Source organism: Aquirufa beregesia (assembly GCF_011090385.1).
Classification (GTDB): Bacteria; Bacteroidota; Bacteroidia; order Cytophagales; family Spirosomataceae; genus Aquirufa; species Aquirufa beregesia.
This window is the reverse complement of record NZ_SEWW01000006.1, coordinates 175,723-189,915: the sequence shown is the minus strand read 5'-3', so window position 1 is coordinate 189,915 and position 14,193 is coordinate 175,723. Positions and strand designations below refer to the sequence as shown.

The 14,193-nt window shown below is 38.2% G+C and carries 12 protein-coding genes; 5 read left to right on the top strand and 7 right to left on the bottom strand.

The window, feature by feature from the left end; translation table 11 throughout:
- Positions 1-274 precede the first annotated feature (274 nt).
- The gene (locus EWU23_RS10615; RefSeq protein ID WP_166231957.1) at positions 275-1,720 is read left to right on the top strand and encodes a hypothetical protein; all 1,446 of its coding nucleotides are present in this window, start codon (positions 275-277) and stop codon (positions 1,718-1,720) included.
- Here the strand turns inward: EWU23_RS10615 and EWU23_RS10610 are convergent.
- Genes EWU23_RS10610 through EWU23_RS10595 form a run of 4 tightly spaced genes read right to left on the bottom strand, consistent with a single transcriptional unit; the run spans position 1,717 to position 7,613 of the window.
- Positions 1,717-2,142, bottom strand: a complete 426-nt coding sequence (locus tag EWU23_RS10610; RefSeq protein ID WP_166231955.1) for a Fur family transcriptional regulator — start codon at positions 2,140-2,142, stop codon at positions 1,717-1,719. The genes EWU23_RS10615 and EWU23_RS10610 overlap by 4 nt on opposite strands.
- Positions 2,143-2,146: 4 nt before the next feature.
- Positions 2,147-3,946, bottom strand: coding sequence for an ABC transporter ATP-binding protein (locus EWU23_RS10605; protein WP_166231953.1), 1,800 nt, complete (start codon positions 3,944-3,946; stop codon positions 2,147-2,149).
- A gap of 4 nt (positions 3,947-3,950) precedes the next feature.
- The gene (locus tag EWU23_RS10600; RefSeq protein WP_166231951.1) at positions 3,951-4,988 is read right to left on the bottom strand and encodes a gliding motility protein GldB-related protein; all 1,038 of its coding nucleotides are present in this window, start codon (positions 4,986-4,988) and stop codon (positions 3,951-3,953) included.
- Positions 4,989-7,613 carry a valine--tRNA ligase gene (locus tag EWU23_RS10595; protein ID WP_166231949.1) on the bottom strand — a complete coding sequence of 875 codons (2,625 nt, stop codon included), beginning with the start codon at positions 7,611-7,613 and terminating at the stop codon, positions 4,989-4,991.
- A gap of 132 nt (positions 7,614-7,745) precedes the next feature.
- On the opposite strand from EWU23_RS10595, the gene EWU23_RS10590 reads away from it, so the two are divergent.
- Positions 7,746-8,177, top strand: a complete 432-nt coding sequence (locus tag EWU23_RS10590) for a sterol desaturase family protein (protein WP_235942201.1) — start codon at positions 7,746-7,748, stop codon at positions 8,175-8,177.
- Between the two features lie 2 nt (positions 8,178-8,179).
- On the opposite strand, the gene EWU23_RS10585 is transcribed toward EWU23_RS10590, so the two are convergent.
- From EWU23_RS10585 to EWU23_RS10575, 3 genes are read right to left on the bottom strand one after another with little or no spacing between them, the layout of a single operon-like run.
- A complete protein-coding gene (locus tag EWU23_RS10585; protein WP_166231938.1) occupies positions 8,180-9,430 on the bottom strand; it encodes a sulfate adenylyltransferase subunit 1 in 1,251 nt (416 codons plus the stop codon).
- An 18-nt stretch (positions 9,431-9,448) separates the two neighbouring features.
- Complete coding sequence (gene cysD / locus EWU23_RS10580) at positions 9,449-10,369, bottom strand: sulfate adenylyltransferase subunit CysD (RefSeq protein WP_166231936.1); 921 nt, start codon at positions 10,367-10,369, stop codon at positions 9,449-9,451.
- A gap of 15 nt (positions 10,370-10,384) precedes the next feature.
- Positions 10,385-11,077, bottom strand: a complete 693-nt coding sequence (locus EWU23_RS10575; RefSeq protein WP_166231934.1) for a phosphoadenylyl-sulfate reductase — start codon at positions 11,075-11,077, stop codon at positions 10,385-10,387.
- 125 nt (positions 11,078-11,202) lie between these two features.
- On the opposite strand from EWU23_RS10575, the gene EWU23_RS10570 reads away from it, so the two are divergent.
- Genes EWU23_RS10570 through EWU23_RS10560 form a run of 3 tightly spaced genes read left to right on the top strand, consistent with a single transcriptional unit; the run spans position 11,203 to position 14,176 of the window.
- Complete coding sequence (locus EWU23_RS10570; protein WP_235942200.1) at positions 11,203-11,898, top strand: AlbA family DNA-binding domain-containing protein; 696 nt, start codon at positions 11,203-11,205, stop codon at positions 11,896-11,898.
- Positions 11,895-13,268, top strand: coding sequence for a monooxygenase (locus EWU23_RS10565; protein ID WP_166231932.1), 1,374 nt, complete (start codon positions 11,895-11,897; stop codon positions 13,266-13,268). Before EWU23_RS10570 ends, EWU23_RS10565 begins: the two co-directional genes overlap by 4 nt.
- A 47-nt stretch (positions 13,269-13,315) precedes the next feature.
- Positions 13,316-14,176: a dienelactone hydrolase family protein gene (locus tag EWU23_RS10560; RefSeq protein WP_166231930.1), complete on the top strand. Its 861-nt coding sequence runs from the start codon at positions 13,316-13,318 to the stop codon at positions 14,174-14,176.
- The last annotated feature ends 17 nt before the right edge of the window (positions 14,177-14,193 follow it).

Genomic DNA, 14,193 nt, shown 5'->3' with positions numbered 1-14,193 from the left:
TATCACTAAAATGACGGAGCCGTCTTTGTGACACACTTTGAAGATATGATTTTTTGTTTGCCATGGATAATAGATTTTATGTTTAAAATTTTACTTTTAAACGGTCAACCTATTTCAGGCATTGACAATGTAGTATGAAGACTTATGAATTGAATCCTAAGTCTATTTATAATCTATAATTTTTCATTTCCTTCTTTAGTCTACATGTATGAATAGCTTACCTATTAATTTCAAAGCATAGGAGCATTCTTTATATATTTAATACATTTGCGGCATGAAGCTTTTTTTGTCCCTATTCCTTCTATTTCTTTTTCCTGAATTCCTCAAGGCAAATCAGTTTGCTTATTACCTTAGCAATTCAGATCATAAAGCATATCGAATCGATTTATATAAAAAGGAGATTGCCCGATTAGACTCCAACTCAAATTGGGTCTTTTATCATAGTCTACGTACTGATTCTACTTATCATCCTGATTTCATGAAGACAGCTGTGTTTACTGTCTTGCAAAAGAAAAATACCAACCGCATTCACATTTTTCAGGAATGTACCAATCAAATTTATGTGGTTGACCTAACCGATTTTCAATTGAAACGTAAAGATGATACCTATTACCGAGGCGTTAATTGCTTAGCTTACCGCTTTTTTAGAGGGAATGAGATCTTTTCCTTAGGCGGGTATGGATTTTGGAGAACAAATAATCACTTGATTTATTTTGATAAAAAAACCAAAGAATGGGAAGCGACCAATGCAAAAGGACAATCTCCTCCTGGTATGTACCATGGCTTTATTTCTTATATCCCAGAAAAGGATGTCATCGTTTCTTTTTCGAATTATTTCACCGATGTGAGTGATGATTATGGAAAACTAAAATTGGATCAGACTATCTACCAGTTTTCATTTTTTACCAAAACCTGGAAGAAATTAGGAGAAATTACCCACCCAGTTATCAAACAAGTTTTGGAAGAATATAGCTACTTTGATAGGCAGCATTTATTCTATACTGGTAAGTATTTTGTCTTTGAACCTTCCAGCAATAAAAATGGAATTCATAAATATTATTTTGTTAATCCACGGACTTTAGAAGTCTTCGAATATAATGATCTAGAGCTTAAGTATGCTCGTATTACTTTAGGTGCATCTCAATCTCAAAAACCTAGTATTTTTAGAAATGGTCCTTGGTTGTTAACCGTTTTACAAAATCCTAACCCTTCATCTACGGATAGTTTTTTGTTGATTAATTTTGACGATTTGGCTTCTGATGCTACCTTCATTGGTTTGTTGACTGATTTGCCATGGTATCAAAGTGACTGGTTTTATGGAATTCTCTTAATCCTTTTGGCATCAGTTCTCATTGTTATCATGACAAAAATTAAGTCAAAACGTACAAAGAAAGTAGTTCATGTATCTCAAATTCAGGATGTCAAATTGGATATAGATCCTACTTCATTGCGACTTTTGAAATCTATACTTGAAAATCAAAATGAAGATGGATTAGCCATTGATGAGGTGAATCGGATTTTGGATATTGAGAATTTAGCATTTGATACACAGCGGTATAGAAGAAGTGCTATGATCAATCAGGTGAACCAAACGCTTACGTTACTAACTGGGGAAAGGAGTAGTATCATTCGGGTGAATTCAGTGGAGGACCGAAGACAAAAGCGCTATAAGATTAACCCTAACTGCCTGGAATTACTTCAAAGGAAATTGGTCAATTAAGCTTGATTGCACAGATTGCAAATTCCTTGAATCAATAAATTGCTTTCTTTTTTTGTAAAATTTGCAGGTAAACTGATGCTAGGAATATGCACTAATTCCAAACAAGTAGTTTGTCCACATTGGTTGCATTTGAAGTGTACGTGATCATGTTGGTGAGCATGTCCCCCCTGATGACACAATTCCTTACACAGGGCATATTTGATGCCTCCTATATCATCCAAGACTTTATGGATAAGCCCTTGACCTAAGAATGTCTTGAGCGTACGATACACCGTTACACGGTCAAATTGACTACTTAATTCCTGCTCAATATCGCCCTGACTTAAGGCGTATTCATGTGATTGCAATAAACCCAGTACCTCCATTCTACAAGGTGTGGGTCTAAGGTCAAAGTCAGACAAACTAGGTGCTTTATGCTCCATCTTCTTAGATATGATCAGACTGCAATTTGACCATTTTTTGATAAATTCCATCGTTCAGATTCATCAATTCCTCATGATTCCCTGTTTCAACAATCTGACCTTCTTGCATGACTATGATTTTGTCAGCAGAACGAATCGTAGATAAGCGGTGAGCTATGATTAAACTAGTCCGATTTTTCATTAATTCTTCCAAAGCGGATTGAACCCATTTTTCCGATTCAGAATCTAAAGCACTAGTCGCCTCATCCAACAATAAAAATTTAGGGTTTTTCAAAATAGCTCGTGCAATGGCAATGCGCTGTCTTTGTCCTCCAGATAGTTTAACACCTCTTTCCCCAACCAAGGTTTCCCACTTCTCAGGAAACGATTCGATGAATTGTTTCGCAAACGCTAATTCAGCAGCTTTTTCTATCTCCTCAAAAGATGCCCCCGGCTTACCATAGGCAATGTTTTCACGGATACTTCCTCCAAACAATAAAACTTCTTGTGGTACCAAAGCCACTAATTTTCTCCAATCACTCACATCAAAAGTTTGAATATCTTGTTCACCCAATAGTATTTTTCCAGCATTGGGTTCATAAAAACGCATGAACAATTGTGCCAATGTTGATTTACCTGTTCCAGAACTACCCACAATGGCTACTTTCTCTCCAGGTTCAATGGAGAAATTAATGCCTTTCAAAATAGGGACATTCGGCCTACCTGGATAGGTAAAATGTAAATCTTTTACTTCTATTCTTCCAAATGGAATCTCTGCCTCGGATTCATTTTCAATGCTTATTTCTGATTGGTCATCCAGAATTTCTAAAATTCTTTCAGATGCCCCAATGGTTTTTTGTAACTGAGCATAAATGTCACCTAGTCCACCCACTGATCCCCCTATAAATGCTGTATAAAAAATAAAAGTTAACAGTTCAGCTAAGATTAAATCCCCAGATGAAACCAATTGAGCACCATACCAAACCACTCCTACAATACCCCCAAAAAGAGCAAAGATGATAAAACTAACAAATCCTCCTCGAAAGGTTGCTGCCTTTAAAGCTTGTTCTACAACTAAATTTAGGGATTGAGTATACCGATTAACTTCCCATTTTTCATTGGTAAATGACTTAACGGCCTGAATGGATTGAAAGGTTTCTTCAACGATAATGTTGGTGGATGCCAATTCATCTTGAGATTTTTTGGAAACCTTGCGAATAAAACGGCCAAATACCAATGCCGCTATGACCAAGACAGGGAATGTAGCCAACATGAATAATGTCAGTTTCCAGGATATATAGGTAATCAAGGCAATACCACCTACTAGGGTAAATATTTGTCTGAAAAATTCAGCCAGTGTAATGGAAAGTACGTCTTGTAATTGAGTAATATCTGAGGTTATTCTACTCATCATTTCCCCAACACGACGTTTTTCAAATTGAAAAATAGGGAGAGTTATTATTTTAGAATAGAGATGTTGACGAACGTCTTTCATCGCCTTTTCCGATACTTGGGCAAAGGTATAGATCCTAAAAAAGGATAATACTGCCTGAATGACTAAGATGGAAAAAAAGAAGATGGTTACCTGATTAATGGAAAATTGAGATTTACCCTCCATCACTTTGGTCATTTCTCCAATCAGCAAAGGGAAACTTAAGGTAGTTAAATTGGAAAAAAACAAAAAGAACATTCCTGCTATGAATGTCCATTTATAAGGTAAAATGAATTTGTAAATGCGTAATGCTTTGCGAATTCCCTCTTTATTGATTTTTCTGGCATCTTTAGGATCTGCTCCTTCTCCAAATTTCTCGTGTCTCTTAGCCATATGATTATTCTTTCGCTTTGCCTCTATATCCTGAGGCCTGGAATAGTTGATTGGCATCTGGTTTTGCCATTACTTCTGCCAAACTTTCTTTTGGGTGGTTGATTTGGTATGCGTCAATGATTTTCCAACCCAGCCATCGACCAATAGAACCCGGACAAGCCGGACCAATTTCAATGGTTTTGGGTCTTTCCCCTAAATATTTGGCTTTAATGAATTCATCTTGCTTGTACAACAAGGATTGATCAATAAAATGTTCCCAAATTTCTTGTTGGAACATGTCTGATTCCGCTAATTCTGTTTGAGTATATCCAAATAACAAACTATCCGCTAATGTTGGAACCATTTTTTTTGCAAATGCATAGCTTTTCCCATACCAAATCATATCACTCAACATGGTGGCATTTTCTGCTTCATGCTTATTGAAATAGCCAGCATACAATAATAAAATTTGTCCAACTAGCGCTCTAGGTTCTAAGCGCCTTAATTGGTAGTCATACACATTTTGAGGAAGGTACATTCCTTTTTTTCCCATGAAATAATCCAATCCAATGATAATCAGGCTATCACTAACTACTAAGTGTTGGGTTTTGAAATTTCCCACAGCTCCAAATCCAGTAAATACGGTTCTGATTTTGGGTATTTTAGCTTGAGGAAACTCATTTTTTATTTCTTGAAATGCGGCTTGTAACTCATTTTCCAGCGCTTGACCACCAAAAAAAGCATGTTGCTGGCTTTGTTCATAAAACTTCCATAGGGCAGGGTTTTGGAAAAGCGCAAAGAAGTTTTTAGCTAATTCTGTTGACCGATTTGTCCCAACAGAAAAATAGGCATGTAAGACTTCAGGGTGCTTTTGAAGGGTGCTGTCTATTTGCTTTTCATTTTGACAATTCGCAATAGCACGATCTAAACGCTGTATATCCAAATGGATGACAGGAGTCTTTGCCTTAATTTCCTTTTTGTCATCTGTACTACCACAGGAACCAAAGAAAAAAGGGATGAGTATTACCCAAAAAAAAGCTACATAGCGCCTATTGTTTTTCATTTAGCTTAAACGGGCTAATAATTCTTTCAAGGATTTGATTTTGTTTTCAGCATCAGAAAGTTTTTGTCTTTCTCTTTCTACCAAATCAGCTTTCGCATGTTGAACGAATTTTTCATTAGCTAATTTTGCCTCAACGGATTTTTTAAATCCCTCCAAGTAGACTAATTCCTTTTCCGATTCTTCTTTTAATACAGCGGGATCTTCGTCATTAGCTAATGGAACAAAAAACTGGTCAGATTTTACCACAAAAGTTTGCGCTTCTGCCAAGGATTCTTGAATGTAGGTGACCGAATCTAAATTGGCCAATTTAATTAGAATAGCTTCTAGAGATGCATAAGCTTGAGGATGTTCGGATTTGATGCATAAGCTCAAGGCTAATTTCGGAGATATTTGCTTGGTATTTCTAATCTCGCGGATTTTAGTCACAACCTCAAACATGGCATCAAACTGAGCAATGATTGGAGCCTGAATAGTTTTTGCTGTAGGAAATTCAGCTTTACAAATACTGATGCCTTCTTTTCTTTCTTCCATGTTTTGCCAAATTTCTTCTGTAATAAATGGCATATATGGGTGTAATAAACGCATCAATTGATCAAACAAGCCCAAGGCCGCGGCTAAGGTTTCTGAAGCAATTGGGCTTTGATAAGGTGGTTTGATAATCTCCAAATATTTGGCACAATAATCATCCCACACCAAATTGTAGATACTTAATAAGGCATCCGAGATACGGAATTTTTGGAAATGATCTTGTACATCTAGGATCGTTTGAGACAATTTAGACTCAAACCATGCTGTGGCTAATACATGTTCAGGCAAAGATTGTCCTTCTTGAACATCCAAACCTTTTAACAAGCGAAAAGCATTCCAAATTTTGTTAGAAAAATTTCTTCCTTGTTCGCAGAGTTTATCATCAAACAATAAATCATTTCCAGCTGGCGCAGAAAACAATAAACCAGAGCGAACCCCATCCGCTCCAAATTTTTCAATCAATTCTAAAGGATCAGGTGAGTTACCTAAAGACTTAGACATTTTTCTGCCTTGCTTGTCGCGAACAATACCGGTTAAATACACATTCCTAAAGGGTAATTCACCTCTCCACTCATACCCTGCCATGATCATACGAGCTACCCAAAAGAATAAAATATCGGGTCCCGTAACTAAGTCGTTGGTTGGGTAATAGTAATTAATTTCTTCATTATCTGGGTTTTCGATACCATCAAAAACGGAGATTGGCCATAACCAAGAAGAGAACCAAGTATCCAATACATCGGGATCTTGTGTTAAATCATCTTCTACTAATGCAAACAATTGGTATTTATCTCTTGCAATACGCAATGCTTCTTTTTTATCTTTTGCCACAATCAGCGTTCCATCTTGAAGGTAAAATGCTGGGATTTGCTGCCCCCACCATAATTGACGCGAAATGCACCAATCGTGTACATTTTCCATCCAAGAACGATACGTATTTTTGAATTTGGCGGGATGCAATTGGATGTTGTCATTCATGACATTTTCCAAGGCAGGTTTAGCCATTTCTTCCATTTTCAAGAACCATTGCAAAGAAAGCTTGGGTTCAATAACCGCTCCTGTACGTTCCGAAGTACCAATGGTCGATTTGTATTCTTCCGTTTGAATCAAATAACCTTCTTCCGTTAATTGTTTGACAATTCGCTTTCTGGCTTCAAAACGGTCCACTCCCACAAATAAGACGGCCTTCTTATTTAAAGCACCATTGTCGTCAATGATATCAATGACAGGTAATTTATGCTTGATGCCCAGTTCATAGTCATTCAAATCATGAGCAGGAGTTACTTTTAGACAACCTGTTCCAAAGTCGGTACTTACATATTCATCAGGAATAATGCTGATTTCACGGTTGATTAATGGGATAAAGACTTTTTTGCCGTGCAAAGAAAGGTAGCGCTCATCCGTAGGATTGACGCATATAGCAGCATCGGCCATGATGGTTTCTGGACGAGTGGTGGCAATGGTTACATGTCCAGAACCATCTACCAGAGGATATTGGATATGGTATAATTTGGCTTGAACATCTTTGTAGATAACTTCTTCGTCAGACAAAGCCGTTTTACCTTGAGGATCCCAATTGACCATTCTTACACCACGGTAAATCAAACCTTTGTTGTACAAACGAACAAACGTATCAATAACAGCCTCATATAATGTAGGCTCCATGGTGAATCGGGTACGATCCCAATCACACGAAGCGCCTAGTTTTTTTAATTGATCTAAGATAATTCCGCCATACTTATCTTTCCATTCAAAAGCATATTTCAGAAATTCTTCTCGACTAATATCCTTTTTTTCGATGCCTTTTTCTTTCAACATCGCTACCACTTTGGCTTCGGTGGCAATGGAGGCATGATCGGTACCAGGTACCCAACAAGCTTCTTTTCCTTCCATGCGTGCTTTTCTAATCAACACATCTTGGATGGTATTGTTTAACATGTGCCCCATGTGCAAAACTCCTGTTACATTGGGAGGAGGGATAACGATGGTATAGGCTTCTTTATTGGGATCGGGTTTGGAAGCAAAAAGCTTATTTTCCAACCAAAAGGCATACCATTTTTGCTCTATTTCTTTGGGGGCGTAATTTTTGTCAATCATAAACGAAGGGTCTGGCCGTATTCTTGGAACGGTTTCATTATAGCCTACAAAGATAATTGATTTAGCTCAAAGAGGAAGGTGGAAATTTAAAACAATTCGATGTAATTTCGGTTCAAATTGAAAACTGAAATCATGGAAATAGGATTGTGGCTAGGGACTTTTTTGCTCATGGAAGGAATGGCCTGGTTTACCCATAAATACATCATGCATGGAATCATGTGGAATTGGCACGAGTCGCACCATGTCCATCATAAAAATGCATTAGAAAAAAATGATTTGTTTTCGGTTGTATTTGGCGTGTTGTCGACCTTAACCATCATCATAGGGGCTGAAGTAGAAGCTTACAGGCCCTTATTGTGGGTAGGTTTGGGTATAGCGACGTATGGTTTATGCTATTTTATCTTTCATGATATCATCGTACATCGAAGAATAAAAATCAAGTTTAAGGCAAAGAATAGCTACTTAAAGCGCTTGATTAAAGCCCACTATGTACACCATGAAGTGCATGAAAAAGAGGGCGCAGAAGCTTTTGGTTTCTTGTACGCCCCCCCAAAATACGAGTAGGTTTATTTGATGAAACCTACTCCAACAGTTGAGTTAGAAAACTCATCAATTAAAATAAATGCTCCATTGGATGGATTTTCAGCATAAACATCTGCCATAATGGGCTGTGCTGTACGCAACTGTATTCCTCCAATTTCATTGAGTTTTAATGAGTCCACGTCTTGGCTAGACGTTTGTGCTACCACATCCAATCTCTCGGTAATTTGTGAAATTTTGGCTTTAGTCAGGTTTACCCCGTGTTGTAATAAATAGGTTTTTCCAGGACTTAAAGCTTGATGATCTAACCAACAGATGTGGGCGGTAAAATCTTTTAATTGAGGTGCTTGAGTATCGGAGGCCAATACCAAAGAATTTCCACGCGAAATATCTACGTCGGTAGTTAAGGTAATGACTATCGAATCTCCCGCCACGGCACGCTCTAATTGCTCCCCAAATTTTTCAATGGAAGCAATGGTGCTTTCTTGGCCAGTTGGCAAGGCTTTGATCACATCCCCAACTTGAAAAGTACCTGAACTAATTTTCCCAGCATAACCACGGTAGTCGTGGTATTCTTCTGTCTTAGGGCGTATTACCCATTGAACAGGAAAGCGTGCTGGGGCGTGGGCTAAGCTTTCTGCAAATTCAAAAGCCTCTAATTCCCCCAATAAGGTATTTCCTTGATACCAAGGCATCTTATCAGCAGCTTGGGTAATGTTCTGTCCAAACAGGGAAGAAATAGGCAAAAAGCTAATTTCTTGACCTTCAAATGTGGTTTGAGCTACCAATGAACTTAAACTGTCTTTGATGGCTTCAAATTTGGCTTTGTCGTACTGGACCAAATCCATTTTATTCACACAAACGATGACTTTGGGAATGCGGAGTAATGCCGCAATGGATAAATGCCTAGCTGTTTGTTCTACGACTCCTTGGCGAGCATCCACTAAAATCAATGATACTTTGGCATTGGAAGCACCAGTGACCATGTTACGGGTATATTCCACGTGACCGGGTGTATCTGCAATGATGTATTTACGTGTGGGAGTGGAGAAATATATATGCGCCACATCGATGGTGATGCCTTGTTCTCTTTCCGCGATTAAACCATCCGTTAAAAGAGAAAGATCTAAAAAATCCAATCCTTTTCTTTTGGAAGCACTTTCTAATGCTTCAATTTTATCTTTGGTAATTGAATTGGTTTCATATAATAATCGGCCAATCAATGTACTTTTTCCGTCGTCTACAGACCCTGCAGTAGCTATGCGTAAAATATCCATATTCCTTTCTCTCTCCTGTTAAAAATATCCCTGTTGCTTTCTTTTTTCCATGGCTGCTTCGGAGCGCTTATCGTCGATACGTGCTCCACGTTCTGAAATTTCCGCTGATAAAATCTCTTCAATGATGATGTCAATTTCTACAGCATCTGATTCTACGGCAGCAGTACAAGTCATATCACCTACGGTTCTAAAGCGAACGGTGGCTTCAAAAGGAATTTCATCGGCTTCTTTATTCAGGTATTCTGAATCCGCCCATAACATGCCATCACGCTCAATGACTTGGCGTTGATGCGAGAAATAGATACTTGGGATTTCCATTTTTTCTTCCTTAATGTAATTCCAAACGTCTAATTCTGTCCAATTGGAAATAGGGAAAACACGCACATTTTCACCTACAGCGATTCGGCCATTTAGCATATCAAATAATTCGGGTCTTTGCCTTTTCGCATCCCACTGACCGAAATCGTCTCGAACAGAAAAGATGCGTTCTTTTGCTCTGGCTTTTTCTTCATCTCTTCTAGCTCCACCTATGCAAGCGTCAAATTTGAATTCTTCGATCGTATCTAACAAGGTTACTGTTTGGAGGACATTTCGAGAAGCATATTTGCCTGTTTCTTCTTTGGCTTTTCCTTGGTTGATGGAATCTTGTACATAACGTACAATCAATTCTGCACCCGTTTCTTTGGCTAGCCAATCTCTAAATTCAATCGTCTCAGGGAAGTTGTGGCCTGTATCAATATGTACCAAAGGGAAAGGGATTTTCCCGGGAAAAAATGCTTTTTGGGCTAATCTAACTAAGGTAATAGAATCTTTACCTCCAGAAAATAATAAAGCTGGACGCTCAAATTGAGCGGCAACTTCACGCATGATATAAATAGATTCATCTTCCAATTTTCGTGGAAACTGTCCTATTTTGTCTTTAATGGTTGAATCTGTCATAAAATGGGTAATAAATTAGGCATGTAAACCACATTCCTTTTGGGAATTTTCCCACCACCACCTGCCAGCTCGAGGATGCTCCCCTTCAGCAATGGCACGGGTACATGGTGCACAACCGATGGAGATAAAACCTTTTTTGTGTAGCGGGTTTTGAGGTATTTTATGGTCTAATAAATATTGATTTAATTCGTCAAATGTCCAATCAATTAATGGATTTATTTTGAACAATTGTCTTTGTTCATCCCATTCTACGATGGGCATATTAGCTCTATTTTCAGATTGCTCGGCTCGTAGACCAGTTATCCAAACTTTGGCACCTTGCAAAGCTCGGGATAAAGGTTCCATTTTACGAATAAAACAACATTCTTTTCTGTTTTCTACCGAGCTATAAAAAGAGTTGAAGCCCTTTTCTTTCACTAACTTTTCCACCGATTCCGTATTAGGAAAAAAGGTGTCAATCGTAATTTGATATTTTCGAGTAGTCAAATCCATTAACTCATACGACTCTTGAAACTGACGACCCGTATCTAACGTGAATAGTTGAATGGCTAAAGACTGACTGGCAATGGCATATAAAATGGCTTGATCCTCTTGTCCAAAAGAAGTGGAAAATACTATTTTCTCTTCTGGGAATAGTTGGGTCAATACGTGCAATCGTTCTTCTAGAGAGAGATTTACTAAGGTTTTCTCAATGGTTGAAATATCCATACTCTTAAAATTTTCACAAAAATACATAATGTCTATTGAATTACTATACTTGATTTTAAAAAGATTTACATGATGCATACGAAGGCAATAAATCTTTTGTAAATTCATAACGATAAAAATTCAGGATGCATCAAGGCTCAGAGATCTGGTGGAATGAGGGAATGGGGGAAGATAAATCCCCTTTTTTGGACTTGAAGGCTATTAAGAACATCGTCAAACAGGGAGAAGGTCAGCGCTTGGAGTTTAAAATGAAAGTGAAATTCCCCGAAAAAATTATCAAAGAAATGGTAGCCTTTGCCAATACAGACGGAGGGACGCTATTAGTAGGTGTTAGTGATGAAGGTCAAGTACAAGGGGTAAAGTTTGTAGATGAGGAACAATTTCTTTTAGAGCGGGCCATTGAAAAGTATTGTTTTCCCGTTTTTTCATACACCAATTATCGCGTGGAAATTGATTCTGAAAGGGCTGTCTTAGTGTATCATATATTTCCAAGTATCGATAAACCGCATTTAGTGCAATTGGCGGATGAACCACAGCCCAAGTGTTATGTGCGGATTAAAGATCGTACCGTACAAGCAAGCAAAGAAATGAAGCAAATTTTGCGGAGGGAACAGGAAGAGGGGATACAATTTAGTTTTGGGTCATCTGAAAAATGGTTAATGGAGTATTTGCATGAAAATCAACAGATTACATTAGCTTTGTTTGCGGAGAAGCAATCCTTGCCAATATGGCTAGCTTCTCGAAAATTAGTTCTATTAGTTTTGGCAAGAGTTTTACGCATTTTGCCAGGCGAAGTATACGATATTTATACCTTGAGATGAAAAACAGTTATTGGGCGATGTTTGCTTTAAGCCTGCTTTTTTCTGCTTGCACGAAGCAAGCAGTGGAGCCCGATAATTCCACTAATCCAGCCAGCTCTGTTACCTCTTCTTTTGATTTAATTCAGGATCGAATATTTACCCCCAATTGTGCTACTTCTGGGTGTCACCTTTCCAGTACAGATGCTTCTTTTGCTCAACATGGATTGGTTCTTGCTAAATCCACTTCATACGCTCAGCTGGTAGGTGTTGCGGCAAAAAATTCGAATGCTTTACTCAATAAGATCTTACGAGTTACCAAGTTTCAATCCACGCAAAGTTTACTCTACCACAAATTAAATTGGGATGTTGCCCATCATTCCAGTATTGATTATGGTGTACCCATGCCTTTAGGCGGCAAGCCATTATCTATAGGTCAGCTTAAGTTTATCCAGAATTGGATAGAAGCTGGAGCCCCCGAAAAGGGAGAAGTAGCCGATGCTAAATTATTGGATGATACAACCCCAAGTTATGCGGTCAGTTCAGACTTTAGTCCATTAACTGAGCCATCTGCCGAAGGAAAAGAAGGTATTCAATTGAAAGTGGAGAAGTTTTCGGTCGCTCCCAATTTTGAACGTGAGTTGTTTGTGCGAAAGCCATTGAATAATGTATCACCTATTTATGTTTCCCGCATCAAATTGAAGTCAAGGCCAAATAGTCACCACATGGTATTGTATGATTTCGAAAATAAACAGTCTTTGCCCACGCTGAACGAGGTGAGGGATTTGCGCAATAGTGATAATAGTATCAATGTGTTTACCTTTTTGCAAATGCAAAATCACATTTTTTTAGGAGGAGGAACAGATCCTAATTCGGACTATTCATTTCCTGAAGGAACGGCCTTATTGCTTCCTGCCAATAGTTCCATGGATTTGAACCCTCATTATTTTAATAAAACCAAGGAGGTGATATTTGGTGAAAACTATGTCAATATTTATACCGTAAAAGCAGATCAGGTGAAAAAGGTGGTGCAAATGATAGATTTCAATAACACCAATCTGACTTTACCAGCCAATCAAAAGATAGTCATTTCCAAGGATTTTATCTTTGATAAGGCCGTTGCCATTGTGTCATTGACCTCTCATACACATCAATGGGGGAAATTATTTCAAATTAAAATTAAAGGAGGAGCCCGAAATGGAGAGGTTATTTACGAAAGTACAGATTGGGCACATCCGACCGTCATTAATTTCTCCAAAGTAATTGAGTTAAAAACAGGAGAAGGATTAACTTCGGTGGTGACCTATGATAATAATACGAATCGCATCATTCGCTTTGGTTTAACTTCCGAAGATGAGATGGATATCATATTTGGATATTACTATGCACTTTAAGACAGAGCCCTACATACATATTCACTCACATGCTTAAATGAAAATTTATGGATCAGAAAATTATTAACCTGTTTGATGAGTACACCCACAAACCATTAAAGAGGGAAGTGTTTTTAGCTAAGTTGAGCAAATTAGCTGGAGGAACAGCGGCTGCATTAGCTATTTTACCCATGTTAGAAGGCAATTATGCCATGGCGAATCAAGTATCTGTTCAAGATGCTGATTTATTGATGGAGGATATTTCTTATCCTTCCAAAAATTGCACCATGAAAGGTTATTTGGTACAGCCAAAATTATCCAAAGGGAAATTAGGAGCTGTTTTAGTCATTCATGAAAACAGAGGATTAACCCCACACATCAAGGATGTAACGCGTAGAATAGCCAAAGCTGGATACATTGCTTTAGGCATTGATGCGCTTTCTCCCTTTGGTGGAACTCCTGTCAATGAAGATGAAGGACGAGCACTGTTTGCCAAATTGGACGCAGTTCAAAACTTGGAAAACATTAAGAGTGGTTTGGATTATTTAAGAGGATTGAAAAACAGCAATAAGAAAACAGGAGTAGTAGGATTTTGTTGGGGAGGAGGCATGGTGAATTCCATGGCAGTGATGGATTCAGAATTGACCGCTGCTGTGGCCTATTATGGTAGACAAGCTGAAGTAGCCGATGTTCCTAAGATCAAAGCCAAGTTGATGTTGCAATATGCTGGTCTAGACGAGCGAATCAATGCGGGTATTCCTGCTTTTGAGGAAGCTTTAAAGGCCAATAAGAAGGATTATCAAATCTTTGTTTATGAAGGAGCGCAACATGCTTTTAATAACGATTCTTCACCAGCACGTTACAATGCCGAAGTGGCTAAGTTGGCTTGGACAAGAACCATGGGGTTATTTGACCAAACATTGAAATAGTCATAAATGAGGGAAGC